Origin of the sequence: Pantoea sp. ICBG 985 (assembly GCF_002928365.1) — a bacterium.
Taxonomy (GTDB): domain Bacteria; phylum Pseudomonadota; class Gammaproteobacteria; order Enterobacterales; family Enterobacteriaceae; genus Pantoea; species Pantoea dispersa.
Genome location: NZ_POWM01000004.1, coordinates 69,401 through 94,566 on the forward strand (window position 1 = coordinate 69,401; position 25,166 = coordinate 94,566).

Consider the following 25,166-nt stretch of genomic DNA (forward strand, 5'->3'; position numbering starts at 1 on the left):
CGACCCTGGCCTTGTTACATCACGTAAAAATAGATGGCGCAAAAGTGCAGCACGCTGCCGCCCAGCACGAAACCGTGCCAGATGGCATGATTGTACGGGATACGGCGCGACACATAGAAAATTACCCCGAGTGAATAGACAATCCCGCCCGCCGCCAACAGCCAGACGCCGCCGGCCGACAGTTTGGTTGCCAGCTGATAAATCACCACCAGCGACAGCCAGCCCATGCTGAGATAGGTCACCAGCGACAGCACTTTAAAGCGATGCGCAATGGTCAGCTTAAAGATGATGCCCGCCAGCGCCAGACTCCAGATCACCACCATCAATCCCTGCGCCAGCGGCGATTGCAGCCCGACCAGCAGAAATGGCGTGTAAGTCCCGGCGATCAGCAAATAGATGGCGCAGTGGTCAAATTTCTTCAGCCAGTATTTGGCGCGCTGGTGCGGAATGGCGTGATACAGCGTCGAGGCGAGGAACAGCAGAATCATGCTGCCGCCGTACAGGCTATAGCTGGTAATGGCGGTGATATTCGCCTGCATTTCAACGGCCTGGGTCAACAGCAACACCAGCCCCACGATGCCAAATAAACAGCCCAGGCCGTGGCTGATGCTGTTGGCGATCTCTTCGGCCAGTGAATAGCCCTGGGCAATAAGTCGGTTCTGTATCATGGCGTCGGATTCCTGAACATCGTAACGAAAGTTGTGCTTTTTCTGTGCACCAGAGTAGCGAAGAACAATTTCAGAGTACACATGTACGCTAAAATTATTCTGTGAAGAGGTGTGACAACCCAGCGGCAAACCAATCTGTTACACTGAGGCTTCTTTTTGCCGTGAGCGCCGCCCGAATGTTTTCACACAGCGACCTGTCCCGTTTGAATGACCTTGAGATGCAGGTTTATCACTTCATCATCAAACACCGGGAAAGTGTCAGTTATATGACCATCCGCGAACTGGCGGCGCAGGCGGGCGTCTCGACCACCACGGTGCTGCGCTTCTGCCGCAAAATGCACTGTGACGGCTGGTCAGAATTCCGTATCCGTTTTCGCCTGGCGCAGGAGGAAAGCGCGCCGGTGCTGCTGCCCTCCGGTGTCGGTGAAATGCTGAGCTTTTTTAAAAGCATCAATAACGCAGAATTTGATCAGCAGATTGCCACCGCGGCGCAAATGATTATTGAGGCTGAGCACATTTTCTTTATTGGTGCTGGTACTTCAGGCAGCCTTGGCAAATATGGTGCGCGCTATTTTTCTAATATTGGCAAATTCAGCCATCACATCGATGATCCTTATTACCCGGTGAGTAAGAGCGCCTGGGAAAATGCGCTGGCGATTATTTTATCCGTCTCTGGCGAAACCGAAGAGATCCTGCGCTTTGCCAGTCAGTTCAGCCTGCATCACTGTAAAATCATCTCCATCACCAATCACGACAACTGCTCGCTGGCGAAAATGGCGGATTTCAATCTCTCCTATCATGTGCCGCAGGAGAAACTGCCTGACCGCTTCGATATTACCACCCAGGTACCGGTCATTTATATTCTGGAGACGCTGGGCCGTTATATTGCCCGCCTCACGCAGGTATAAAACAGCCTGTTTTTCGGCGGTAACAAGTCACATTTCCGCGCCGGTGTTATAGCGTGACTTTGCTATTTCAGTTGTTACACTGCGGGCAGTATTATTTTCGCCAACAGCGTGACGAGGTATTGAAATGAGTGAAGGATTGCAGTTACCCAGCGGATTTCTCTGGGGCGGCGCGGTGGCAGCCCATCAGGTTGAGGGCGGCTGGGATCAGGGCGGCAAAGGCGTCAGTATCGCCGATGTTCTCACCGGCGGCGCACACGGCGTAGATCGCGTCATCACGCCCGGCGTTCAGCCCGGCCAGCACTATCCCAACCATCAGGCGGTGGAATTCTATTCGCACTACAAACAGGACGTGGCGCTGTTTGCCGAGATGGGTTTCAAATGCTTCCGCACCTCGATTGCCTGGACGCGCATTTTCCCCAACGGCGATGAACTGCAGCCCAATGAAGCCGGCCTGCAATTTTACGATGACCTGTTTGATGAACTGCTGAAATATGGCATCGAACCGGTGATTACCCTGTCGCACTTTGAGATGCCTTATCATCTGGTTAAAGAGTACGGCGGCTGGGCTAATCGCAAAGTGGTCGATTTCTTTGTGCGCTTCAGTGACGTGGTGATGACGCGCTATCGCCACAAAGTGAAGTACTGGATGACCTTCAATGAAATCAATAACCAGCGCAACTGGCAGTATCCACTGTTCGGCTACTGCTGCTCCGGCGTCGTGTTCACAGAGCATGAAAAGCCGGAGCAGACGATGTATCAGGTGATGCATCACCAGTTCGTTGCCAGTGCCAAAGTGGTGAAGCGCGGCCACGAAATCAACCCGGATTTCCAGATTGGCTGCATGATCGCCATGGTACCGGTCTATCCGTTCTCCTGCCATCCGGATGACGTGATGCGCGCACAGGAGTCGATGCATCAGCGCTACGTGTTCAGCGACGTGCAGATGCGCGGCGCGTACCCGGCTTATACGCTTAAAGAGTGGGCGCGCAAGGGCTATCACATTGAGATGGAAGCCGATGACGCCGAAACGCTGCGTCAGGGCTGCTGCGACTACATCGGTTTCAGCTACTACATGAGCAATGCGGTGGACACCAAAGCCAGCGGCGTCGACGACCCGATCACCGGCTTCGACGGCGTAGTGCCTAACCCGCATGTGAAAGCGTCCGACTGGGGCTGGCAGATTGATCCGGTCGGCCTGCGCTACGTGCTGAATGCGCTGTATGAGCGCTATCAGAAGCCGCTGTTTATCGTTGAGAACGGCTTTGGTGCCATTGATAAAGCCAATGCTGAGGGCGTAATCGAAGATGACTACCGCATTGATTATCTGCGCGCGCACATCGAAGAGATGAAAAAAGCGGTGGCGCTGGATGGTGTCGATCTGCTGGGCTATACGCCGTGGGGCTGCATCGACTGCGTCTCCTTTACCACCGGCCAGTACAGCAAGCGCTACGGCTTTATCCACGTTGATAAAAACGATGACGGCAGCGGCAGCTTTGCCCGTTCGAAGAAGAAGAGTTTCGCCTGGTATCAGCAGGTAATTGCCAGCAATGGTGAAGTGTTGTAACCGCTAATGGCGCGCGACGTATAAATGTGCGCCGCGCGCAGACAGGCTGTGAAGTGCGGCTCAACGGCCGCCTGATGCATCAATAAAGCTGCCGGTGACGTATGAAGCGGCGTCACTGGCCAGCCAGACGATGGCGGCAGCGATCTCCTCCGCCTGGCCGCCGCGCTGCATCGGCAGCGATGCCGCGAGACGATCAACGCGCCCCGGCTCGCCGCCGTCGGCATGCATATCGGTGTAGATCAGCCCTGGCCGCACGCTGTTGACGCGAATCCCCTGCGCCGCCACTTCCAGTGACAAACCTCTGGTCAGCGTATCCATCGCGCCTTTCGACGCCGCGTAATCGACATACTCATTGGGCGAGCCGGTACGCGCGGCCGCTGACGAGACGTTAACAATGGCGCCGCCCTGACCGCCGTGTGCGGTGCTCATGCGTTTTACCGCTTCGCGACAGCAGATAAACGTGCCGGTGACGTTGGTTGCCAGCACGCGCTGAATGCGCGCAGCATCCAGATCCTCAACCCGGCACTGGGAGAAGAGAATACCGGCGTTATTCACCAGCACGCGCAGCGCGCCCGGCTGCTGATCCAGCTGGCGGAACATGCGCACCACCTGCGCTTCATCGGCAATATCCGCCTGTAAGGCAAACGCGCTGCCGCCCTGCGCTTCGATATCTGCCACCACCTGCAACGCTTCTGCTTCGCGCTGCCGAAAATTGATTGCCACGCGATAACCCGCCTGCGCCAGCAGCAGCGATGTTGCCCGTCCAATTCCGCGGCTACCGCCGGTGACCAGTGCCAGATCCATATGCTTCTCCCATAAAAAAAGGCCGACAAATCGGCCTTGAGTATTACTGAAGGGTTTGAATTACGCCTGCAGATTACTGGTATTCGCTCATCGGAACGCATGAACAGAACACATTGCGATCGCCAAACACATCGTCCAGACGCTTAACGGTCGGCCAGTATTTGTTGGCGCTGCCGGCCGGGAAGACCGCCAGCTCGCGGCTGTACGGATGACTCCAGTCGCCGACGATTTCCATCTGGGTATGTGGTGCATTCACCAGCGGGTTGTCGTCAGCCGGCCATTCACCGTCGGCCACGCGATCAATTTCCATGCGGATCGCCAGCATCGCGTCAATAAAGCGGTCCAGCTCGATTTTGCTCTCGGACTCAGTCGGCTCGACCATCAGCGTGCCGGCGACCGGGAAAGACATGGTCGGCGCATGGAAGCCATAGTCGATCAGGCGTTTCGCGATATCCAGCTCGCTGATGCCGGTCTGCTCTTTCAGCGGACGAATGTCGAGAATGCACTCATGCGCCACGCGGCCGTCGCGGCCGGCGTACAGAATCGGGTACGCCGACTGCAGCCGGCTGGCGATGTAGTTGGCGTTGAGAATCGCCACCGAGCTGGCCTGCTTCAGCCCTTCGGCACCCATCATGCGAATGTACATCCAGCTGATGGGCAGAATAGATGCACTGCCGAACGGCGCCGCAGAAACCGCGCCCTGCTGGGTCAGCACGCCGTCAATCTGCACCACGCTGTGGCCCGGTACGAATGGCGCCAGATGCGCTTTTACCCCGATCGGCCCCATGCCCGGACCGCCACCGCCGTGCGGAATGCAGAAGGTTTTGTGCAGGTTGAGATGCGACACGTCAGCGCCAATGTAGCCAGGCGTGGTGATCCCAACCTGCGCGTTCATGTTTGCGCCGTCGAGGTACACCTGGCCGCCGTACTGATGCACGATCTGGCACACTTCGCGAATGGTCTCTTCGTAGACGCCGTGCGTCGACGGATAGGTCACCATGATGCACGACAGCGCGTCACCGGCCTGCGCTGCTTTTTCACGCAGATCGCCGAGATCGATGTTGCCCTGCTTATCACAGGCCACCACCACGACCGCCATGCCCGCCATCTGCGCGGACGCCGGGTTGGTGCCATGTGCCGAACTCGGGATCAGACAGATCGTGCGGCCCGCTTCATTACGGCTCTCATGATAGCGACGGATGGCCAGCAGACCGGCGTATTCGCCCTGCGCACCAGAGTTCGGCTGCATGCACAGCGCATCGTACCCGGTGAGCTGAACCAGCCACTGGGACAGCTGGCCGATCATCTGCAGATAACCGCTCGCCTGCTCTGCCGGGCAGAACGGGTGCAGTTCAGCGAATTCCGGCCAGGTGATCGGAATCATTTCGGCGGCGGCATTCAGTTTCATGGTGCATGAGCCGAGCGGGATCATTGCCTGATTCAGCGCCAGATCCTTTTTCTCCAGGCTGTGCATATAGCGCATCATCTCAGTTTCGCTGTGATGACGGTTGAACACCGGATGGGTAAGGAATTCGCTGGTACGCTGCTGGCCTGCCGGAATGGCGCTATTTTCCGCCGCCACCGCGGCGTCCAGCGCCTCGATATCCTGGCCGTGCGCATCGCCCAGCAGAATGGCAAACAGCGCCAGCACGTCTTCACGCGTGGTGGTTTCATCCAGCGTGATACCGACCGCATTGAGGATATCGCTGCGCAGGTTGACGCCGAAGCTCAGCGCACGGTTCAGCACCGCCGCTTTATCGGCAACTTCAACGGTCAGCGTATCGAACCAGCTGTGATGGCGCAGCTTCAGGCCGCCGTTTTGCAGGCCTGCTGCCAGAATCGAGGTCAGACGGTGAATGCGCGAGGCGATGCGCTTCAGTCCGGCCGGGCCATGGTAAACCGCGTACAGGCCGGCGATATTCGCCAGCAGCACCTGGGAAGTACAGATGTTGGAGTTGGCTTTCTCACGGCGGATGTGTTGTTCGCGCGTCTGCATCGCCATGCGCAGCGCGGTGTTACCGGCGGCATCGCGTGACACACCGATGATGCGGCCCGGCATGGAGCGCTTGTGCTCATCACGGCTGGCAAAGAAGGCCGCGTGCGGACCGCCGTAGCCCATCGGTACGCCAAAGCGCTGGGCGGAACCAAAGACGATATCAGCACCCTGTTTGCCCGGCGCTTCCAGCTGCACCAGCGCCATGAAATCCGCCGCCACGCTCACCACCACTTTGCGGCTTTTCAGCTCAGCAATCAGTTCACGGTAGTCGTGCACTTCTCCGCTGGTACCGACCTGCTGCAGCAGCACGCCAAACAGATCGTCGTGCTCGCGGGCTTTTTCGGCGCGATCGATAATCAGCTCAAAGCCAAAGGTTTCGGCGCGGGTGCGCACCACATCCAGCGTTTGCGGATGGATGTCATCGGCGATAAAGAATTTGGTCGCGTTTTTCAGCTTGCTGACGCGTTTAGCCATCGCCATCGCTTCGGCGGCCGCGGTGGCTTCATCCAGCAGTGAAGCTGAAGCGATATCCAGCCCGGTGAGATCGAGCGTCAGGGTCTGGAAGTTGAGCAGCGCTTCCAGACGGCCCTGCGACACTTCCGGCTGATACGGCGTGTACGCCGTGTACCAGCCCGGGTTTTCCAGCATGTTGCGCAGAATCACCGGCGGGGTGATCACGGCGCTGTAACCCATTCCAATCCAGGATTTGTAACGCTGATTCTGGCTGGCAATGGCTTTCAGCTCTGCCAGCGCCTGCTGTTCAGTCGCGGCATCGCCTACCGCCGGCGGGCCTGGCAGCTGGATATCAGCAGGCACAATTGAAGCGATCAGCGAAGCCAGCGAGCTGGCACCAATCGCTTCCAGCATGGTGGCCTGCTGCGCGGCATCAGGACCGATATGGCGCTCAATAAAAGCACCGTTATGTTCGAGCTGGCTGAGAGTCTGGGTCATTTACAGTACATCCTGAATCGGGCTGGGTGACAAAATGGCATTAAAACAGGCAGATAAAAAAGAAGGCGCCGCAGTGCAGCACCTTCAGAGACTACCGGTTACTCGTCGATGGACGCTTTGTAGGCAGCGGCATCGAGCATCGCGTCGAGCTCGGACTCGTCGCTGGCTTTGATGCGAAACAGCCAGCCGGCGGCATACGGTTCGCTGTTAACCAGCTCCGGGGCATCGCCCAGCGCTTCGTTGACCGCCACGATTTCACCGCTCAACGGGGCATAGATATCCGATGCCGCTTTCACGGATTCGGCTACCGCACAGTCGTCACCGGCGGCAAAGCTGGCGCCCACGTCAGGCAGGTCGACAAACACCATGTCGCCCAGCAGTTCCTGCGCGTGTTCGGTGATGCCCACGGTAAACGTACCGTCAGCTTCTTTACGCACCCACTCGTGGCTATCACGGTACTTCAATTCATTTGGCACATTGCTCATCGCCATTTCTCCTGAAAAAAAATTACTGAGCGACCGGCTTGCCGGCGCGAACAAAAATAGGTTTAGTCACTTTCACCGGCATTTCACGATTGCGGATTTCAACAATCGCCTGCTCACCGATACTGGCCGGCACGCGCGCCAGCGCAATGCTATAGCCCAGCGTTGGCGAGAAGGAGCCGCTGGTAATGATGCCCTGCTGCGGCTGTCCCTGCGCATCGGTAAAGCGCACCGTCAGACCGTTACGCAGCACGCCTTTTTCGGTCATCACCAGCCCGACCAGCTTTTCCGTGCCGTTCTCGCGCTGCGCTTCCAGCGCCTCACGGCCAATGAAGTCACGGTCGGCGGGCTCCCAGCTGATGGTCCAGCCCATGTTGGCGGCCAGCGGCGAAACGCCTTCATCCATTTCCTGACCATACAGATTCATGCCAGCTTCGAGACGCAGCGTATCGCGTGCGCCCAGTCCGGCTGGTTTCACGCCCGCGGCCAGCAGCTGCTGCCAGAAATCTGCGGCCTGAGCAGCAGGCAGGGCGATTTCATAACCGGCTTCACCGGTATAACCGGTCGTGGCGATAAACAGATCGCCGGCCTGTACGCCAAAGAACGGCTTCATGCCTGCCACCGCGTCACGCTGTGCCGCGCTTAACAGGCTCTGTGCTTTTTGCTGCGCGTTCGGTCCCTGTACAGCGATCAGCGCCAGATCGTCACGCTCGGTGAGCGCAACCCCAAACGGCTGCACATGCTCAGCGATCCACGCCAGATCCTTCTCGCGCGTGGCGGAATTGACCACCAGGCGGAAGAAATCTTCGCTCATAAAGTAAACAATTAAATCATCAATGACGCCAGCTGAAGCATTCAGCATGCCGGTATAGAGGGCTTTGCCGGGCTGGGTCAGTTTGGCGACGTCGTTGGCCAGCAGGTAACGCAGAAATTCACGGGTGCGCGCGCCGTGCAGATCGACAATGGTCATGTGGGAAACGTCAAACATTCCGGCATCGTTGCGCACCGCATGGTGCTCATCCATTTGCGAGCCGTAGTGCAGCGGCATCATCCAGCCGTGGAAGTCCACCATGCGGGCACCGCAGGCCTGATGCTGTTCGAATAGAGGCGTTTGCTGAGTCATAACCATCCTGTGAAGACAAGTGAGTGTGACGCGCCTGCGCCGTCAGTTTTGAGCGACGCAAACGTTCTCTTTACGCTGAAGTTACCACCGAATACGGCAATTAACCATAAGGAAAACGAGGGTGAAACCTTATCATCCTTTGTGCTGCCCCGGCAGCCACGACAGCACATCTCACTGCATTTATGTGATTTACCGCGCATATAATTCACCTGTTGCGCAGTAATTCAGCCGAATAATGGAACCTGTGCCGCAGACAAGGGAAATGGTTCGGGAGCAAAAAGCATTTTGGATTAGTTAAAGTAATGCGAATTGAGACCTGAAATTAGAATAAATCAAATGAAGGGCAATTTGGGTGCAGCGATGCACAATAATGGTGCCGGGGCGGGTTTTGCAGTGGCGTTACCGGGTGCGCACAGGGTCGCGATGGATGGCGACAACGCTGTGCAGTTCGGTGATTCATGAGCGGCAGCCGACTGCCACGCCCACCCTTGAGGGCGATCGCGTAACGTCAGTGCAGGAAAAACGGCACCTGAAACGGTGCCGTAATAAGGAGGGTTAGCGGATCCAGCCGGGCAGGTCGTTGAGGCCCATGGCCTGCTTCAGCAGTAACGGCTTCACGCCGGGCAGCGTGTCGGCCAGCTTCAGCCCGACGTCGCGCAGCAGTTTTTTCGCCGGATGCTGCCCGGCAAACAGCTCACGGAAACCCTGCATGCCGGCCAGCATCAGCGCTGCGCTGTGCTTGCGGCTGCGTTCATAACGCCGCAAATAGAGATGCTGGCCGATATCTTTGCCCTGCTGATGCAGACGGCGGATTTCGCCAATCAGCTCGGCGGCATCCATAAAGCCGAGGTTAACCCCCTGCCCGGCCAGCGGATGGATGGTATGCGCCGCATCGCCCACCAGCGCCAGCCGGTGCGCAGCAAAGTTGCGGGCGTAACGCGCCGTCAGCGGAAAGGTTTTACGTTCGCTTTCCACCTGGCACAGACCAAGGCGCATATCGAATGCCACCGACAGCTGCTGGTTAAACAGCGCTTCCGGCATGGATTGCAGTCGCGCCGCTTCCTGCGGTGACAGCGACCAGACGATGGAGCACAGGTGCGGATCCTGCATCGGCAGGAAGGCCAGAATGCCGTCGCCGTGGAACACCTGGCGCGCGATGGCATCGTGCGGCATATCGGTGCGTACATTGGCCACCAGCGCGTGATGTTCGTAATCCCAGAAGGTAATCGGGATATCCGCTTTGTCACGCAGCCACGAGTTGGCCCCGTCCGCAGCAATCAGCAAGCGCGCGCTCATCATGCTGCCGTCCTGCAGGGTAATAAAGGCTTCGTTATCGCCAAACGCCACCTGCTGCAGCTGAGCCGGTGCAATCAGCGTCACGTCGTTGCACTGGCTGGCGCGCTGCCACAGCGCACTGTGAATCACCTCGTTTTCAATGATATGTCCGAGGTGCGACAGCCCCTGCTGCTCGTCATCAAAGCTGATCGAGCCAAAGCTGTCCTGATCCCACACTTCCATGCCGTGATACGCGCTGGCGCGCAGCGCGAGAATGGTGGACCAGACATCAAGTTTTTGCAGCAGACGCTCGCTGGCGGCGTTGATGGCCGAGACGCGAACCGACGCTGGCGCCGCCGCATCAAATTGTGGCTCAGGCGCTTTTTCCAGCACCGCAACGCGCAGGCCGCTGCCCTGTAAGCCACAGGCCACCGCCAGACCGACCATGCCGCCACCGGCAATCGCCACATCAAATGTTTGCATTGCTGCCCCTTAATTCATGCTTAACGCTTAACCCAGCCGAGCGTGCGCACGGCAAGTGGGTTTCGCAGCCATGGCAGGTGGTCCATTGCCACCAGCCCAAGATTTCGTCCTGCCACCAGCGGGGCATAACGGTTGGCGAACAGCCGCACCAGACCGTCGGTGACGCCAATGGTCGCCGCGCGATCCGGCTGGCGGCGCGCAGCAAAATGGTGCAACACCGCGTGGCTGCCCGGATCCTGCTGGTGACGATGCGCCGCCGCAAGGGTTTCAGCCAGCGACATCACATCGCGCAGTCCGAGGTTAAAGCCCTGCCCGGCGATCGGATGCAGCGTCTGCGCCGCATTGCCGACCAGCGCCAGCCGGTGCGTCACCTGACGCTCTGCGGTCTGCAGCGCCAGCGGATAGATTTCGCGCTGGCCGGCGTGAGTAAAGCGCCCCAGCCGCCAGCCAAAGGCGCGCTGTAATTCATGCAGGAAGGTGGCATCGTCCCACTGCTTAACCGTGGCTTCGGCAGCCGCCGGATGGCACCACACCAGCGACAGACGGTTGCCGGACATTGGCAGCAGCGCCAGCGGGCCATGCCGGGTGAAGCGCTCAAACGCGCGGCCCTGATGCGGCAACTGCGTCGCGACGTTGGCAATCACCGCCAGCTGCTGGTAGTCGTCGCTCTGCCAGCGAATGCCGCAGGATGCCGCCAGCGGCGAGCGTGCGCCGTCAGCGGCCACCAGCAGCGCGCCCTGTAACGTTGCGCCGCTGCTGAGCGTCGCCTGCACGCTATCGGCGCTGCGGGTTACTGAGGTCACGTGATCCGGGCAGCACAGCGTCACGCCGGGTGCCTCACGCAGACGTTTAAATAGGCGCTGTCCCACGTCATACAGCTCGACCACGTTGCCCAACGCCGACAGCTGATAATCCTCAGCCTGCAGCTGAACAAACCCGCTGTGCCCGCGATCGGAAACGTGGATGTGGGTAATGGGCGTGGCGCAATCCGCCAGCGAACGCCACAGGTCAATTTCCGCCAGCTGCTGACATGTGCCCGCCGCTAGCGCGATGGCGCGCCCGTCAAAGCCCGGGTGCGCGCGGCTGTCCGGCTGATGACGTTCAATCAGCGTCACCGGCAACTGGCCCTGCGTCAGATGCGAAATCGCCAGTGCCAGCGTGGCGCCGGTCATACCGCCGCCTGCAATCAGGATACTCATACGCTGCGCGCCGCCGCCATCAGTGCTTCGATCGCCTCAGCGTCTTTTACCACGCTGTCGGTCAGGTTTTCATTACCGTCGGCGGTGATGACGATGTCGTCTTCGATACGGATACCGATGCCGCGATACTGCGCCGGCACTTTGGCATCCGGCGCGATATATAGGCCCGGTTCAACGGTGAGCACCATGCCAGGCTCAAGCAGGCGGTCGCGGCTGGGCGTGCCGTAGTGGCCGACGTCATGCACGTCCAGCCCCAGCCAGTGACCAAGGCCGTGCATAAAGAACGGACGGTGCGCCTGCTCTTCAAACAGCGTATCGATATTGCCTTCCAGAATGCCCAGATCGACCAGACCGGTGATCATGATACGCACCACTTCGTCGTTGACTTCATGGATGCTGATGCCCGGGCGGAACATCGACAGCGCCTTATACAGCGAGGCGAGCACGATGTCGTAGATCTCGCGCTGCGGCTGGCTGAATTTACCGTTAACCGGGAAGGTGCGGGTAATATCGCCGGCGTAGCCATGGAATTCGCAACCGGCATCAATCAGCACCAGATCGCCGTCGCGCATTTCGCTTTCGTTTTCGGTGTAGTGCAGAATGCAGCCGTTCTCACCGGAGCCCACAATGGTGTTGTAAGACGGAAAGCGCGCGCCGTGGCGGGTGAATTCGTGATGGATTTCGCCTTCCAGCTGATATTCAAACATACCGGGGCGGCACGCCTGCATCGCACGGGTATGTGCCAGCGCGCTGATTTTTCCTGCGCGGCGCAGAATGGCGATCTCGTCTTCGCTTTTAAACAGGCGCATCTCATGCACCCAGGGACGCCAGTCGGTCAGCGTCTCCGGCGCGCTGAGGTTTTGCCGGAAACCGCGGCGCAGTTTCTCCAGCGCACTGAACACCAGCGTATCCGCTTCCGCGTATTCACCCTGTGCGTGATAGACCACATCGAGTCCGTTGAGCAGCTGGTGCAGCTGCTCGTCAATCGCATCCCACGGCAGCGCGCGGTCAACGCCCAGCTTCGCCGGTGCGGCTTCCTGACCAAGCCGACGCCCGAACCAGATCTCTGCCGTCAGGTCGCGTACGCGGTTAAACAGCACGCTATGGTTATGATTGTCATCGCTCTTGATTAAAACCAGCAGCGCCTGCGGCTCGTTGAAGCCGGTGAAGTACCAGAAGTCGCTGTTCTGGCGAAAGGGATATTCGGTGTCGTTGCTGCGCGTCACTTCAGGTGCAGCAAAAATCAAAGCCGCGCTGCCGGGCGCCATGCGGGCGATCAGCGCCTGACGACGTTGCCGGAAGGTTTCCAGTGTAATCATATTTGCACTCCCTGTAGAAAACGGGCAGCGACCTGCCCACGATGACGCGCTTAGTGTAGCGTAGGTTTTTGTACTTCCGGTGCGGTCGGCGTGCGTGGCCGGGTGAAGGTGTCATGGCACAGCAGCGCGGCAACGCGCACGTACTCAATCACCTCTTCCAGCGACTGTTCGAGCTCTTCCTGATCTTCATCTTCATCGTAGCCAAGTTGCGCAATGGTGCGCAGATCGTCAATCGCTTCGCCGGTCTCACCGGTCACTTTGTCCAGCTTCGGCTGCGTCACGCCCAGGCCCAGCAGGAAGTGATTAACCCAGCCGGCCAGCGCGTCAGCACGATCGAACACCGTGATGTCTTCCTCATCCGGCAGCATCAGCTGGAACAGGAAACCCTCTTCATCCAGCGTGTTGGCCAGGTTTTCATGCAGCGCCTGCAGCGGCTGCGACAGGCTTTGCGAGAACGCCATGCCCTCGTTAGTCAGGTCGTGCACCAGGGTTTTCCAGCTGCTGTCCTGATTGCCGCCGCACAGAATGCCACACAGCAGCCCGTGCATCTCGGCGGGCGTCATGCCTACGCCCTGCCGGGAAAGTGCCGCGGCCAGCGCGTTGTAAGTGGGTGTTGCGTTCTGTAAAGACATAAGCTTTGGTCGTCGTTGGCAGAATAAGTTCGTGTTATGCTACCACCAGGTGCCTCAGGGTTTCCAGAAAAGGGGTTGTAACTTATCACGCGGGTCTATATAGTTGCGCACCTCCCAACCCATTGACAGGTAAGGGAGATGCGAACGAAGTAATCAGTCAGGATGGTGGCATGTCTGCACAACCGGTAGATATTCAGATTTTTGGTCGTTCATTGAGAGTGAATTGTCCGCCTGAACAGCAAGATGCGCTGAATCTGGCCGCAGAGGATCTCAATCAACGGTTGCAAGATTTAAAAGTTCGCACTAGAGTCACAAATACAGAGCAGCTGGTGTTCATCGCCGCGTTAAACATTTGCCACGAGCTGGCACAAGAGAAAGGTAAAACGCGCGATTACGCAGCCAATATGGAACAACGCATCCGTATGCTGCAGCAGACCATTGAGCAGGCATTAGTTGAGCAAGGTCGCATAACTGAACGTCAGGGCCCTAAATTCGAATAACACTTCATGGTACTCGTGTTAGAGTAACGGTGAAGTCAATTTTCTCTGAGATGTTTGCAAGCGGGCCAGTCCCCTGAGCCGATATTTCATACCAACAGAGTGTGACGCTCTGTAACCTGTGAGCATGCTCGGTCCGTCCGAGAAGCCTGATGGTTACGACGGCATACTCACCTTGAACCAAGGGTTCAAGGGTTACAGCCTGCGGCGGCATCTCGGAGATCTCCTCTTAGTTCCACCCTGTTATTCCCGGTGTGATAATGTGGCTATCAACAGCCTTATCAGCCGGGGACATCATGCCAGCACCTTCTCTTCTCGACCGTCAGGATATTCGTCAGCATGTGCGCCATCTGCGCCGCAATCTTACGCCTGAGCAACAGGTTGAGGCCGCCGATCTGCTGGCTGAACATGCCATCAATTTTGCCCCGCTGGCCAGCGCACAACGCATCGCGCTGTTTCTCTCCGTCGATGGCGAAATCAATACCCGACCGCTGATTGCCAAACTGTGGCAGCAAAAGAAGCAGGTCTTTCTGCCGGTGCTGCACCCATTTGCGCCCGGTCATTTGCTTTTTTTGCGCTACACGCCAGAAACCCCGCTGCGACCTAACAAGCTGCGCATCCCTGAGCCGCCGCTGGATATTACGCAGCTGGCGACACTCGATCAGCTGGATGTGATGCTGGTACCGCTGGTGGCGTTTGACGCGCAGGGACAACGCTTAGGCATGGGCGGGGGTTTTTACGATCGCACGCTACAGCACTGGCAGCAGCATGGCTTTTTACCGCTGGGTATTGCGCACGACTGCCAGCGCGTGGATGCGCTGCCGGTGGCGGCCTGGGATGTGCCATTGCCGGCAATTCTGACGCCGTCAAAGCTGTGGCAGTGGGAAACGCTGGCGGGATAAAGACAGGGCGCCCAGCGGCGCCCTGCACTGTCAGTACAGCAGACGGGCGCGCATGGTGCCCGGAATCGCCTTCATCAGCTGCAGCGCTTTCTCCGCCACATCCTCTTCGGCATCAATATCGATAACCACATAGCCCATCACTGGCGAGGTTTGCAGATACTGAGCGGCAATGTTGATGCCCTGCTCGGCAAAGATCTGGTTGATGGCGGTCAGCACGCCCGGGCGGTTTTCATGGATGTGCAGCAGGCGGCTGGCGCTGGCAGCGTGCATCGGCAGCGAAACTTCCGGGAAGTTTACTGCGGAGAGCGTCGAGCCGTTGTCAGAGTACTTGGCCAGCTTGCCAGACACTTCCAAACCGATGTTCTCCTGCGCTTCCTGCGTTGATCCGCCGATGTGCGGCGTCAGGATCACGTTGTCGAATTCGCACAGCGGCGAGTTGAACGGATCGCTATTGGTTGCAGGTTCAACCGGGAAGACGTCGATGGCGGCACCAGCCAGGTGCTTGCTGGCCAGCGCATTACACAGCGCCGGGATGTCGATCACGGTACCGCGCGCGGCGTTGATCAACAGCGCGCCGGGCTTCATCAGCGCCAGCTCTTCGCTGCCAATCATGTTCTGCGTGGACGGCGTTTCCGGCACGTGCAGGCTGACCACATCACTCATGTTCAGCAGGTCAGAGAGATGGCGCACCTGGGTGGCATTGCCCAGCGGCAGCTTGTTTTCGATATCGTAGAAAAATACGTGCATGCCGAGGCTTTCCGCCAGCACGCCGAGCTGCATCCCGATATGGCCGTAGCCAATGATACCCAGCTTCTTACCACGCGCTTCGTACGAACCGGTGGCGATTTTATTCCAGATGCCGCGGTGGGCTTTGGCGTTGGCTTCCGGAATGCCACGCAGCATCAGCAGCATTTCGCCGATCACCAGTTCCGCGACCGAACGGGTATTGGAGAACGGGGCGTTGAACACCGGCACGCCGCGTTTCGCTGCCGCGCTGAGATCAACCTGGTTAGTACCAATACAGAAGCAGCCCACCGCCACCAGCTTTTCAGCCGCCGCGAAGATCTCTTCAGTCAGTTGGGTACGGGAACGGATACCAATGAAGTGGGCATCGCGGATGGAGGACTTCAGCGTCTCAGCATCCAGTGCGCCTTTGTGGAACTCGATGTTGGTGTAACCTGCGGCGCGCAGATTATCCAGCGCACTCTGGTGAACGCCTTCCACCAGCAGGAACTTAATCTTGTCTTTTTCCAGTGATACCTTTGCCATTTCCCGACCCTATTCAGAATTCAACGAGGACTACCATAAGGTAGCCTTCTGTCAAAATATCAAAATTTTCCGGCGCGGCAATACAAACGATTGCCTGCACGCCAGCACGCGCCCACGTGCAGACAACACAAATCCACACAAAATCGTGAGATGACGAGAGCGCAAAGTACGAACCTGCTGTTGATGAATCATTTGTGACATAAGTCACCAAATTTCACTGCAGCAAGAAAAGATGTTTTGCGGATGGAAATAACCGGCGCTGGCGGCGCGCCGGTGAGATCAATTGGTGATGGTTTTCACGCCGTCCGGCGTGCCAATCAGCGCAATATCCGCTCCGCGTGCGGCAAACAGCCCCACGGTGACGACGCCCGGCAGCGCATTGATGGTTTTTTCCAGCGCAATCGGGTCAAGGATGCGCAGATTATGTACGTCGAGAATAATGTTGCCGTTATCCGTAACCACGTGCTGACGATACTCCGGCAGGCCGCCCAGCTTCACCAGCTCCCGCGCCACATAAGCGCGCGCCATCGGAATCACCTCCACCGGAAGCGGGAAGTTGCCCAGCACATCGACCTGCTTGGACGCATCCGCGATGCAGATAAATTTCTGCGCCACCGCCGCGACAATTTTCTCGCGCGTCAGCGCTGCGCCGCCGCCCTTGATCATCTGCATCTGCGGATTGATCTCATCAGCACCGTCGACATACACCGACAGCGCATCCACATTGTTGAGATCGAACACCGGAATGCCCAGCGATTTGAGCTTTTCGGTTGAGGCTTCCGAACTGGAAACCGCGCCCTCGATCTGATCCCTGATGGTACCAAGCGCGTCAATAAAATGCGCCGCCGTTGAACCGGTGCCTACGCCAACAATGGTGCCTGGCTGCACGTACTGCAGCGCTGCCCAACCTACCGCTTTTTTCAGTTCATCCTGGGTCATGGTATGTTTAAAACCTGTGCGACATCGAAGTGCGCGTAGTATAAAACAAGGCGCTGTCAAAAAGCGCGGCTGACCGACGTTGGATGTAAGCCTTTGGAAGCCAGCCCGCAAAAACGCGTCGGCCGCACAGCTTCGCCGTTTTATGGCATAGTAGTTTCCACCCTGAACGAGAGAGAGCAACAATGAAACGCCCGGATTATCGAACGCTTCAGGCGCTGGATGCTGTGATTCGCGAACGCGGCTTTGAGCGTGCCGCCCAGAAGCTGTGCATCACGCAGTCTGCGGTGTCGCAGCGCATTAAACAGCTGGAAAATTTATTTGGTCAGCCGCTGCTGGTGCGTACCGTGCCGCCGCGCCCGACCGAGCAGGGACAAAAATTGCTGGCGCTGCTGCATCAGGTGGAGCTGCTGGAAGAGGAGTGGCTGGGCGATGATAACGGCGGCACCACGCCACTGCTGCTGTCGCTGGCGGTGAACGCCGACAGTCTTGCTACCTGGCTGCTGCCGGCGCTGAAAGATGTACTGGCCGACTCGCCGGTGCGCCTGAATCTGCAGGTGGAAGATGAAACCCGCACGCAGGAGCGTTTACGGCGCGGTGAAGTGGTCGGCGCGGTGAGTATCCAGCCGCAGCCGTTGCCAAGTTGCCTGGTGGATCAGCTGGGTGCGCTGGACTATCTGTTCTGCGCCTCGCCGGAATTTGCCGCGCGCTATTTCCCCAATGGCGTGACGCGCTCGGCGCTGCTGAAAGCCCCGGCGGTGGCGTTTGATCACCTCGACGATATGCATCAGGCCTTTTTGCAGCAGAACTTTGATTTATCGCCGGGCAGCGTGCCGTGCCACATCGTGAACTCGTCAGAGGCTTTTGTGCAGCTGGCGCGACAGGGATCGGTGTGCTGTATGATTCCGCACCTGCAGATTGAGCGCGAGCTGGCGCAGGGAGAGCTGGTTGATTTGACACCGGGTCTGTATCAGCGCCGGATGCTTTACTGGCACCGTTTCGCGCCGGAAAGCCGTCTGATGCGCAGCGTGACCGATGCGCTGATTGCCCACGGCCACCGCGTGCTGCGCCAGGATGAAGTTGCGGCTTAGCGCCGTTCAGATTAGCGCACAACAGTCGTAGCGGCGCGATTCATCGCGCGTTTTAACAGCGGTTCTGCTGCTGGAGAGCGCGATGAATCGCGCCGCTACAATTTTACAGGCTAACTTACTGCGCCGTATTCGGTTTGATTTCGAAGACCACATCCACCTGATCGTCAAAATGGATGCTCTGCTGCTCGTAGGTCTGCTGCGCGGTGGTGTCCGCTGCGGCACCGGCCGCTTTGTACATGCGCGCCATCGGCATCGGCTGGTAGTTAGCCACGTGATAGCGAATGCTGTACACCGGGCCCAGTTTGGCATTGAAGCCTTCCGCCAGGGCGCTCGCCTGCTGTGTGGCATTGGCAATCGCCGCTTTACGCGCCTGATCTTTGTAGCTGTCTGCGTTAGCCACGCCCAGCTCGACAGAACGAATCTCATTCAGGCCCGACTTCAGCGCGCCGTCCAGCAGCTCATTCAGCTTATCCAGCTGGCGCAGCGTCACTTCCACCTGACGCACCGCACGGTAGCCTTTCAGCACCGATTTACCCTCTTTGGTGTAGTCATACTCCGGCTGGGTGCTGAGATTAGCCGCATCAATATCTTTCTTCTCGATGCCGTTCTTTTGCAGGAAATCAAAATATTGCGCCACGCGGTCGTCAGCCTGTTTTTTTGCATCCGCCGCGTCTTTCGACGAAACATTCACCACGATGGAGAGCGTAGCCATATCCGGACGGGCATCCACGCTGGCCTGTCCTGATGTCACCACGTGCGGTCCGTTCGGCACTTCTCCCGCCTGGACCAGACCGGACAGTGCGCCCGTGCTCATTACGGCGGCCAGCGCCAGTGCTTTCAGTTTCACGAAAGTCCTCCTTGAAGGGTTCAATTTGCAGGTCGCCACTATGGCGAAACCCAAAACACATTACTATGCGTGATGGTCTGAGTTTGAAATTAGCAAAAAGTTCGGCTTTGCTCAGGTTTAACGTATCCGCGATCGCAAATTTATCGCTACAGATTCGCTGAAAAGCGCCGCCTGCGTTTCTATTAAAGAAACACTTCTGCCCCTCGGGAGAGTTGTATTATGACAGAACAGCCACTTAGCCAAAGCGCGGTCAGCGTGCGAGCCGGACGCACACGCTTTATGATGCTGGCACTGGTGTTTATCAACATCATCATTAACTACATGGATCGCACCAACCTGTCGGTGGCCGCCACGCAGATGGCCGGTGAACTGCGCTTCTCGCCGCTGGAGATGGGGCTGATCTTCTCGGCGTTCGGCTGGATCTATGCGGCGCTGCAAATTCCCGGCGGATTCCTGATCGATCGTCTCGGTGCGCGGCTGGTATACGGCGCGGGGCTGTTTGCCTGGTCGCTGATCACCGCGCTGCACGCTTTTGCCAGCAGCTTCGGCGCGCTGTTCGGTCTGCGCCTCGGCGTCGGCGCCTTCGAGGCACCGGTGATGCCGGCTAACAATCGGGTGATTTCCAGCTGGTTCCCCGAGCAGGAGCGTGCCAGTGCAATTGGCATCTACTCGTCCGCACAGTTTGTTGGCCTCGCCTGTATGACGCCGCTGCTGTTTCACGTGCAGGCTGCGTTTGGCTGGCGCGGGCTGTTTCTGATTACCGGCGTGGCGGGCATGATTTGGGCGCTGGTGTGGTATCTGCTGTATCGCGAGCCGCACCAGCATAAAGGCGTATCAGAGGCTGAACTTAACTATCTGCGTGACAACGGCGCACTGCTGGAAAATCGTCAGGACAGCCAGCCGCCGCGCGCACGCTGGGCCGATCTGGCGCAGATGTTTCGCAGCCGCAAGCTGGTCGGCATCTATATTGGCCAGTTCACCATCTCCGCCACCTTCTGGTTTTTCCTCACCTGGTTTCCTACCTATCTGGTGGAGTATCGCCACATGGACTTTATCAAGAGCGGCTATGTGGCGTCGCTGCCCTACTTCGCGGCGTTTTGTGGTGTGCTGCTGGCTGGCTTTGCCTCAGACCGCATGATCCGGCGCGGCGTCTCAGCCAGCGTGGCGCGCAAGCTGCCGGTGATCCTCGGCTTGTTCCTGACGCTGTTCATTCTGGGTGCTAACTACACCGAAGATTCGCGGCTAATCATCCTGTTTATGTCGCTGGCGTTTTTTGGTAATGGCCTGGCGACCATCACCTGGGTGTTTGTTACCGCGCTGGCGCCGCGCCATCTGATCGGTCTGGCCGGCGGCGTATTTAACTTTACCGGCGCGCTGTCATCCATCGTAGTGCCGATCGCCATCGGCGCCCTGATTGACGGCAGCAACTTCGCGCCGGCGCTGGCCTTTATCGCCGTGCTGGCCGCTATTGGCATCTGCAGCTATCTGTTTGTGGTAGGAAAAATTGACCATGTCAGCGCGCGCTGATGAGCCGTTTCGCCAGCGCGTGCAGCTGTTGCAGACGCTGCGCCAGCTGGGCTTCATCGGCCTGCCAGATTTTGGCGAAGGCCAGCGCCGCACGATTGTTATTGATCGGCTGCGCCATACTGATTTCGCCGTCCTCGCGATGCCACACCAGATAATCCCCGGTGCGTTTGCGCGCCAGCAGCGGCGCAATCTGCGCCCACTGTTCGTCACTGAAGCGTGGCCGCAGCACCTCGTCACTCTCCGCCGCCAGCAGCGCGACGCCAATCACCGACTGCCACGCGGGCAGCATGCGGAATCCGGCCAGCGCCTGGCTGGTACTGGTGCGCTCGCCGGGCTCCGAGTGCCAGATGTAGATGACCTGGTCCTCCCACAGCACGCCAAGCGCCACCACGATATCGCGCGGCGCGTGCGCCTCCAGCTGCGGCAGTGCCGAAGCAAACAGCGACGATCCACGAATGGCCTGCGCCGCCAGCGCATGAATGCCCGGGCCCGGCAGATAGCGCCGGTGTTCATCCTGAATCGTCAGGCCGATGGACGCCATGGTCATCAGCAGACGATTTACCCGCGTGCTGTTCATCCCCATCTGGCGCGCCAGTTCACGGCCGCCGACCGCTTTGTCACTGGAGACCAGATATTGCAGGCAGCGAATTCCGTCAATCAGGCTCTGGTTGGGTTGCGAAGACATAAATCACCTTGTGACGGTAAAAATTCAATCTTAGCAGCCTTCAGGCGGGAGTAACCTCATGATGCAAACTTTCTCTTCTCAGGCCGCGCGTGCCTTTCCGTTGCAGTCGTTACACGCCGATGTGCTGGTCGCCGGTGGCGGTCTGGCTGGCGTCTGCGCCGCGCTGGCTGCGGCACGCGCGGGCCAGCAGGTGGTGCTGATTCAGGATCGCCCGGTGCTCGGCGGCAACGCCTCCAGCGAAGTGCGGCTGTGGGCCAACGGCGCGACGTCGCATATGGGTAATAACAACCGCTGGGCGCGTGAAGGCGGCATCATGGGCGAGATCATGGAGGAGAACCTCTGGCGCAACAAAGAGGGCAACCCGGTGCTGTTCGACATGGTGCTGCTGGACATCGTGCAGGCGCAGCCGCGTCTGACGCTGCTGCTCAATACCATAGTCAGCGACATCGAAAAATCCGCGCAGCGCCTGCAGGCGGTTCAGGCTTTCAACGCCATCAATCAGACCCGCTATCGCGTGACGGCCGACCAGTTTATTGATGCCAGCGGCGACGGCGTGCTCGGCTATCTGGCCGGGGCAGCGCACCGTGTGGGCGCAGAATCACCGCAGGAGTTTGGCGAAAAAATGGCGCCGGGCGAGCAGTTTGGCCACAAGCTCGGCCACTCGATTTATTTTTATACCAAACGCAGCGCGCAGCCGGTGCGCTTTGTACCGCCCTCCTTCGCGCTGAAAGAGATCACCGCCATTCCGCGCTATAAACGTTTGAGCTCCGATCTCAACGGCTGCGATCTGTGGTGGCTTGAGTGGGGCGGCCGGCTGGATACCGTGCATGAAAGCGAAACCATCAAGTGGGAACTGTGGAAGATTGTCTGGGGCGTGTGGGATTACATCAAAAATTCCGGCGAGTTTGCCGATGCCGACACGCTGACCATTGAATGGGTTGGGCTGATTCCCGGCAAGCGCGAGAGCCGACGCTTTCTCGGCGATACTCTACTGTGTCAGCAGGATATCATCGCGCAGCGCGACCACTACGATGCGGTGGCCTACGGCGGCTGGTCGATTGACCTGCATCCGGCCGACGGCGTGTACAGCGCTCACGACGGCTGCCGCCAGTTCCACAGCAAAGGCACTTACACCATTCCGTTTCGGGCGCTGTACAGCCAGTCGCTGGATAATCTGCTGCTGACCGGTCGGCTTATCTCTGCCACGCACGTTGCCTTTGGCAGCGCGCGCGTGATGTGCACCTGTGGCGTGCTGGGCGAAGTGGTGGGCCGCGCGGCGGCGCTGTGTCAGCAGCACAACCAGACACCGCGTCAGCTGGCGCAGCCGGAGCATATTGGTCAGCTGCAGCAACAGCTGCTGCGCCACGGCGCGTACATTCCGCGTCAGCAGCTGGCACATCCGGCCGGTGCCGCTCAGGTCAGCGCCAGCAGCACCTTCGCGCTGCACGCCCTGCCCGCGGATGGCGGCTGGCACGCCCTCACCTCACGCTGCGCCCTGCTGCTGCCGCTTAAAGCCGGAGAACGCCTGCCGGCGCTGACGGTGCGGCTGCGGGCGTCATCCACGCAGACGCTGAAGGTTTCACTGCTGACCAGCGACAATCCGGCCAATACCTGCGGCGATCGGCTGCTGGCCACACACAGCCTGCAGATTGACGCTGAAGAGGCGTATTCGCTGCCGTTTGACTACCGTGCGGAGTGCGATCGTTACCTGTTTATCGCCTTTGAAGAAAATCCGGCGGTTGAAGTGGCGCTCACCCGCCAGCGCCTGCCGGGCATTATGATGGTCTTCAACAGCCTCAATCCGCGCGTCGCGAAACGCACCCGGCAGATAAACGACGGCGATTACGGCGTGGAAGAGTTTGATTTCTGGCTACCGCGCCGCGCGCCCAATCAGATCCTGATCGCGTTTAGTCTGGCGACACCGCTGCGGCTGTGGCACTGCGACTATTTGCTCAACGGTAAACTGCGGCCGGAAAGCCACACCAACGGCTGGCTGCCGGCGGCGGACGATCGCCAGCCGTGGGTGTGCTGGCAGTGGCCGGACGCGCAGCGCGCCAGCCAGATTACGTTGCTGTTCGATAACGATTTCGATCATGCGATGGAAACGGTGCAGATGGGCCATGCGCAGGCGGTGACGCCGCACTGCACTACCCATTATCGCCTGTGGCTGGATGACAGGCTGCTGGCCGAGGTCAGCGATAATCATCACTCGCTGTGCCATCATGTGCTGCCACCGGATACCGCATTCCGCCAGATTCGGCTGGAGCTGCTGGCCAGCGCAGGCGCCCTGCCCGCGCTTTACGGCCTGCATGTGCATCACCAGCCGGCGATGCCCTGACGCGCCAGCTGCAGGGCGATAAACCACATCACGCCACCCACCAGCAGATTAATGATGCGCTGCGCGCGCACGGTGCGCAGGCGCGGCGACAGCCAGGCGGCCAGCAGCGCCAGACCGAAAAACCACACCAGCGAGGCGCTGGCGGTGCCGAAAGCGAACCAGCGGCGCGCCTCCGCCGACGGCAGCTGACTGCCGAGGCTGCCGAGCACCACGAAGGTGTCGAGATAGACATGCGGATTGAGCCAGGTCACCGCCAGCATAGTGGCGACAATGCGCCAGCGCCCCTGCTTCAGCGCCGCCTCTGACGCCAGCGTGACATCGCCCTGCCAGGCACTGCGCAGCGCGCCCCAGCCGTACCACAGCAGAAACGCCACGCCAGCCCAGGTGATCAGCATCAGCAGAACCGGCGACTGCTGCAACAGCGCGCTGCCGCCAAATATTCCGCCACAGATCAGCGCAATATCGCTCAATGTGCACAACGATGCGGTCATCAAATGGTAATGGCGCTTAATGCCCTGGTTCAGGACAAAGGCATTTTGCGGGCCTAACGGCAGGATCAGCGCAGCACCAAGGGCAAGCCCTTGTAAGTAAACAGATAACACAGAAGAGTTCCTGAAAAAGGGGTGTTGTTGTGCAGTATAGTGAGGCGCGGATATTAGCGGAAATGGAAAGAATTAATCGGTCATTAGCGGAACTGATAAAACAAGGGCACCAGCCGGTGCCCTGATAACTTACTCGCTGCGCGCAGGCTGCTGCGCCTCGCTCTGCACCTGATGCAGGTGCACGTCCATCTGCGGATAAGGAATACCGATACCGTACGCATCCAGCGTGCGCTTGAAGTTCTTCATCAGATCCCAGTAGACGTTCTGCAGATCTCCGCTTTTGCTCCAGCAGCGCACCACAAAGTTCAGCGACGAAGCCGCCAGTTCGTTCAGGCCAATCTGAATACCCAGATCTTTCAGTACGCGCTCGTCAGCTTCCACCACTTCACGCAGCAGATCGATCACCTGATCGACATCCGCATCGTAGGCGACGCCAATAATGAACTCGTTGCGGCGGATAGGTTCGCGCGAAAAGTTAACGATGTTGCCGGCGATGATTTTGCCGTTTGGCACCACCACGATTTTGCCGTCAGCGGTTTTCAGCGTGGTCGAGAAGATCTGTACATTCTGTACGGTCCCCATTACGCCACCGAGATCGACGAACTCACCGGTGCGGAATGGACGGAAGGTCACCAACAGTACGCCTGCCGCCAGGTTGGAGAGCGACCCCTGCAGTGCCAGACCGACGGCCAGACCGGCAGCACCCAGCACGGCGATCACAGAGGCAGTCTGCACGCCGACACGGCCCAGCGCGGCAATAATCGTGAAGGCAATGATACCGTAGCGCACCAGCGCCGAGAGGAAATCAGCCACGGTGGCATCAATATGACGCGCGACCAGCAGACGATTGACGCCGTTCGATACCACGCGCGCGATAATCATCCCGACAATAATGATGGCGATAGCCGCCACGATGTTCACCGCATAGCTGAGGATCAGCGCCTGGTTGCGCACCAGCCAGCCACCTGCATTGTTAATGCCGTCAACGACGTTAAGATCTTCCATTTGTTAGCCCTGTTGTTGAGTTTCCCGCAGGAAAGTACAAAAACTGCCAGATTCAATCCGACA

At 58.8% G+C, this 25,166-nt stretch carries 22 protein-coding genes and 1 other RNA gene; 8 read left to right on the forward strand and 15 right to left on the reverse strand.

From position 1 onward, the window contains the following. Positions 1 to 14 precede the first annotated feature (14 nt). A complete protein-coding gene (locus C1Y42_RS13000) occupies positions 15 to 668 on the reverse strand; it encodes a hemolysin III family protein (protein WP_104093674.1) in 654 nt (217 codons plus the stop codon). A 176-nt stretch (positions 669 to 844) separates the two neighbouring features. Here C1Y42_RS13000 and C1Y42_RS13005 point away from each other — a divergent pair, with 176 nt between their 5' ends. Next, positions 845 to 1,576, forward strand: coding sequence for a MurR/RpiR family transcriptional regulator (locus tag C1Y42_RS13005; protein ID WP_104093675.1), 732 nt, complete (start codon positions 845 to 847; stop codon positions 1,574 to 1,576). A 124-nt stretch (positions 1,577 to 1,700) separates the two neighbouring features. After that, positions 1,701 to 3,140, forward strand: a complete 1,440-nt coding sequence (locus tag C1Y42_RS13010) for a 6-phospho-beta-glucosidase (protein WP_031279480.1) — start codon at positions 1,701 to 1,703, stop codon at positions 3,138 to 3,140. A gap of 60 nt (positions 3,141 to 3,200) precedes the next feature. Here the strand turns inward: C1Y42_RS13010 and C1Y42_RS13015 are convergent, their stop codons facing one another. The 8 genes from C1Y42_RS13015 to C1Y42_RS13050 all read right to left on the reverse strand — a co-directional run bounded on the left by C1Y42_RS13015 (position 3,201) and on the right by C1Y42_RS13050 (position 13,404). Next, complete coding sequence (locus tag C1Y42_RS13015; RefSeq protein ID WP_021506668.1) at positions 3,201 to 3,944, reverse strand: SDR family oxidoreductase; 744 nt, start codon at positions 3,942 to 3,944, stop codon at positions 3,201 to 3,203. Positions 3,945 to 4,017: 73 nt separating this feature from the next. After that, positions 4,018 to 6,891 (reverse strand): aminomethyl-transferring glycine dehydrogenase, encoded by a 2,874-nt coding sequence (gene gcvP, locus C1Y42_RS13020; RefSeq protein ID WP_058775871.1) that lies wholly within the window; start codon positions 6,889 to 6,891, stop codon positions 4,018 to 4,020. A gap of 98 nt (positions 6,892 to 6,989) precedes the next feature. Then, positions 6,990 to 7,376 (reverse strand): glycine cleavage system protein GcvH, encoded by a 387-nt coding sequence (gene gcvH, locus C1Y42_RS13025; RefSeq protein WP_058781308.1) that lies wholly within the window; start codon positions 7,374 to 7,376, stop codon positions 6,990 to 6,992. A 22-nt stretch (positions 7,377 to 7,398) separates the two neighbouring features. Next, complete coding sequence (gene gcvT / locus C1Y42_RS13030; RefSeq protein WP_104093676.1) at positions 7,399 to 8,496, reverse strand: glycine cleavage system aminomethyltransferase GcvT; 1,098 nt, start codon at positions 8,494 to 8,496, stop codon at positions 7,399 to 7,401. A gap of 555 nt (positions 8,497 to 9,051) precedes the next feature. Further along, a complete protein-coding gene (gene ubiI / locus C1Y42_RS13035) occupies positions 9,052 to 10,254 on the reverse strand; it encodes an FAD-dependent 2-octaprenylphenol hydroxylase (protein ID WP_104093677.1) in 1,203 nt (400 codons plus the stop codon). A 20-nt stretch (positions 10,255 to 10,274) separates the two neighbouring features. After that, positions 10,275 to 11,453, reverse strand: a complete 1,179-nt coding sequence (gene ubiH, locus C1Y42_RS13040) for a 2-octaprenyl-6-methoxyphenyl hydroxylase (RefSeq protein WP_104093678.1) — start codon at positions 11,451 to 11,453, stop codon at positions 10,275 to 10,277. Continuing rightward, positions 11,450 to 12,772: a Xaa-Pro aminopeptidase gene (pepP, locus tag C1Y42_RS13045; protein ID WP_104093679.1), complete on the reverse strand. Its 1,323-nt coding sequence runs from the start codon at positions 12,770 to 12,772 to the stop codon at positions 11,450 to 11,452. Before pepP ends, ubiH begins: the two co-directional genes overlap by 4 nt. A gap of 50 nt (positions 12,773 to 12,822) precedes the next feature. After that, on the reverse strand, positions 12,823 to 13,404 hold the full coding sequence (locus C1Y42_RS13050; RefSeq protein WP_104093680.1) for a YecA family protein: 582 nt from the start codon (positions 13,402 to 13,404) through the stop codon (positions 12,823 to 12,825). Positions 13,405 to 13,574: 170 nt separating this feature from the next. Between C1Y42_RS13050 and zapA the strand changes: the two genes are divergently transcribed. The 3 genes from zapA to C1Y42_RS13065 all read left to right on the forward strand — a co-directional run bounded on the left by zapA (position 13,575) and on the right by C1Y42_RS13065 (position 14,803). Then, a complete protein-coding gene (gene zapA, locus C1Y42_RS13055; protein ID WP_021506660.1) occupies positions 13,575 to 13,904 on the forward strand; it encodes a cell division protein ZapA in 330 nt (109 codons plus the stop codon). Between the two features lie 39 nt (positions 13,905 to 13,943). After that, a non-coding RNA gene (gene ssrS / locus C1Y42_RS13060) (6S RNA) lies at positions 13,944 to 14,127 on the forward strand. 70 nt (positions 14,128 to 14,197) lie between these two features. Continuing rightward, positions 14,198 to 14,803 (forward strand): 5-formyltetrahydrofolate cyclo-ligase, encoded by a 606-nt coding sequence (locus C1Y42_RS13065; protein ID WP_058771549.1) that lies wholly within the window; start codon positions 14,198 to 14,200, stop codon positions 14,801 to 14,803. Positions 14,804 to 14,833: 30 nt separating this feature from the next. Here the strand turns inward: C1Y42_RS13065 and serA are convergent, their stop codons facing one another. Together serA and rpiA are read right to left on the reverse strand one after the other, a co-directional pair. After that, positions 14,834 to 16,072, reverse strand: coding sequence for a phosphoglycerate dehydrogenase (gene serA / locus C1Y42_RS13070; RefSeq protein WP_021506658.1), 1,239 nt, complete (start codon positions 16,070 to 16,072; stop codon positions 14,834 to 14,836). A gap of 279 nt (positions 16,073 to 16,351) precedes the next feature. Next, entirely contained in the window at positions 16,352 to 17,011 is a 660-nt protein-coding gene (gene rpiA, locus C1Y42_RS13075) for a ribose-5-phosphate isomerase RpiA (RefSeq protein ID WP_021506657.1), read from the reverse strand. 182 nt (positions 17,012 to 17,193) lie between these two features. Here rpiA and C1Y42_RS13080 point away from each other — a divergent pair, with 182 nt between their 5' ends. Then, positions 17,194 to 18,099, forward strand: a complete 906-nt coding sequence (locus C1Y42_RS13080; protein WP_021506656.1) for a LysR family transcriptional regulator ArgP — start codon at positions 17,194 to 17,196, stop codon at positions 18,097 to 18,099. A gap of 115 nt (positions 18,100 to 18,214) precedes the next feature. On the opposite strand, the gene C1Y42_RS13085 is transcribed toward C1Y42_RS13080, so the two are convergent. Next, entirely contained in the window at positions 18,215 to 18,946 is a 732-nt protein-coding gene (locus C1Y42_RS13085; protein WP_058771547.1) for an oxidative stress defense protein, read from the reverse strand. A 219-nt stretch (positions 18,947 to 19,165) separates the two neighbouring features. On the opposite strand from C1Y42_RS13085, the gene C1Y42_RS13090 reads away from it, so the two are divergent. Then, positions 19,166 to 20,473, forward strand: coding sequence for an MFS transporter (locus C1Y42_RS13090; protein WP_058775867.1), 1,308 nt, complete (start codon positions 19,166 to 19,168; stop codon positions 20,471 to 20,473). On the opposite strand, the gene C1Y42_RS13095 is transcribed toward C1Y42_RS13090, so the two are convergent. Continuing rightward, positions 20,460 to 21,158: an IclR family transcriptional regulator gene (locus C1Y42_RS13095; protein WP_021506653.1), complete on the reverse strand. Its 699-nt coding sequence runs from the start codon at positions 21,156 to 21,158 to the stop codon at positions 20,460 to 20,462. The two genes, C1Y42_RS13090 and C1Y42_RS13095, sit on opposite strands and share 14 nt — an antisense overlap. A 61-nt stretch (positions 21,159 to 21,219) precedes the next feature. Between C1Y42_RS13095 and C1Y42_RS13100 the strand changes: the two genes are divergently transcribed. Next, positions 21,220 to 23,496 carry an FAD-dependent oxidoreductase gene (locus C1Y42_RS13100; protein ID WP_370445703.1) on the forward strand — a complete coding sequence of 759 codons (2,277 nt, stop codon included), beginning with the start codon at positions 21,220 to 21,222 and terminating at the stop codon, positions 23,494 to 23,496. On the opposite strand, the gene argO is transcribed toward C1Y42_RS13100, so the two are convergent. Together argO and mscS are read right to left on the reverse strand one after the other, a co-directional pair. Next, positions 23,475 to 24,098, reverse strand: a complete 624-nt coding sequence (gene argO, locus C1Y42_RS13105; RefSeq protein WP_104093682.1) for an arginine exporter ArgO — start codon at positions 24,096 to 24,098, stop codon at positions 23,475 to 23,477. The genes C1Y42_RS13100 and argO overlap by 22 nt on opposite strands. 129 nt (positions 24,099 to 24,227) lie before the next feature. Then, positions 24,228 to 25,103, reverse strand: coding sequence for a small-conductance mechanosensitive channel MscS (gene mscS, locus C1Y42_RS13110; RefSeq protein ID WP_104093683.1), 876 nt, complete (start codon positions 25,101 to 25,103; stop codon positions 24,228 to 24,230). Positions 25,104 to 25,166 lie beyond the last annotated feature (63 nt).

Bases quoted from the DNA above. Each gene is read 5' to 3' on its own strand.
- C1Y42_RS13000 (WP_104093674.1), bottom strand. From the start codon at position 668: ATGATACAGAACCGACTTATTGCCCAGGGCTATTCACTGGCCGAAGAG.
- C1Y42_RS13005 (WP_104093675.1), top strand. From the start codon at position 845: ATGTTTTCACACAGCGACCTGTCCCGTTTGAATGACCTTGAGATGCAG.
- C1Y42_RS13010 (WP_031279480.1), top strand. From the start codon at position 1,701: ATGAGTGAAGGATTGCAGTTACCCAGCGGATTTCTCTGGGGCGGCGCG.
- C1Y42_RS13015 (WP_021506668.1), bottom strand. From the start codon at position 3,944: ATGGATCTGGCACTGGTCACCGGCGGTAGCCGCGGAATTGGACGGGCA.
- gcvP (WP_058775871.1), bottom strand. From the start codon at position 6,891: ATGACCCAGACTCTCAGCCAGCTCGAACATAACGGTGCTTTTATTGAG.
- gcvH (WP_058781308.1), bottom strand. From the start codon at position 7,376: ATGAGCAATGTGCCAAATGAATTGAAGTACCGTGATAGCCACGAGTGG.
- gcvT (WP_104093676.1), bottom strand. From the start codon at position 8,496: ATGACTCAGCAAACGCCTCTATTCGAACAGCATCAGGCCTGCGGTGCC.
- ubiI (WP_104093677.1), bottom strand. From the start codon at position 10,254: ATGCAAACATTTGATGTGGCGATTGCCGGTGGCGGCATGGTCGGTCTG.
- ubiH (WP_104093678.1), bottom strand. From the start codon at position 11,453: ATGAGTATCCTGATTGCAGGCGGCGGTATGACCGGCGCCACGCTGGCA.
- pepP (WP_104093679.1), bottom strand. From the start codon at position 12,772: ATGATTACACTGGAAACCTTCCGGCAACGTCGTCAGGCGCTGATCGCC.
- C1Y42_RS13050 (WP_104093680.1), bottom strand. From the start codon at position 13,404: ATGTCTTTACAGAACGCAACACCCACTTACAACGCGCTGGCCGCGGCA.
- zapA (WP_021506660.1), top strand. From the start codon at position 13,575: ATGTCTGCACAACCGGTAGATATTCAGATTTTTGGTCGTTCATTGAGA.
- C1Y42_RS13065 (WP_058771549.1), top strand. From the start codon at position 14,198: ATGCCAGCACCTTCTCTTCTCGACCGTCAGGATATTCGTCAGCATGTG.
- serA (WP_021506658.1), bottom strand. From the start codon at position 16,072: ATGGCAAAGGTATCACTGGAAAAAGACAAGATTAAGTTCCTGCTGGTG.
- rpiA (WP_021506657.1), bottom strand. From the start codon at position 17,011: ATGACCCAGGATGAACTGAAAAAAGCGGTAGGTTGGGCAGCGCTGCAG.
- C1Y42_RS13080 (WP_021506656.1), top strand. From the start codon at position 17,194: ATGAAACGCCCGGATTATCGAACGCTTCAGGCGCTGGATGCTGTGATT.
- C1Y42_RS13090 (WP_058775867.1), top strand. From the start codon at position 19,166: ATGACAGAACAGCCACTTAGCCAAAGCGCGGTCAGCGTGCGAGCCGGA.
- C1Y42_RS13095 (WP_021506653.1), bottom strand. From the start codon at position 21,158: ATGTCTTCGCAACCCAACCAGAGCCTGATTGACGGAATTCGCTGCCTG.
- C1Y42_RS13100 (WP_370445703.1), top strand. From the start codon at position 21,220: ATGCAAACTTTCTCTTCTCAGGCCGCGCGTGCCTTTCCGTTGCAGTCG.
- mscS (WP_104093683.1), bottom strand. From the start codon at position 25,103: ATGGAAGATCTTAACGTCGTTGACGGCATTAACAATGCAGGTGGCTGG.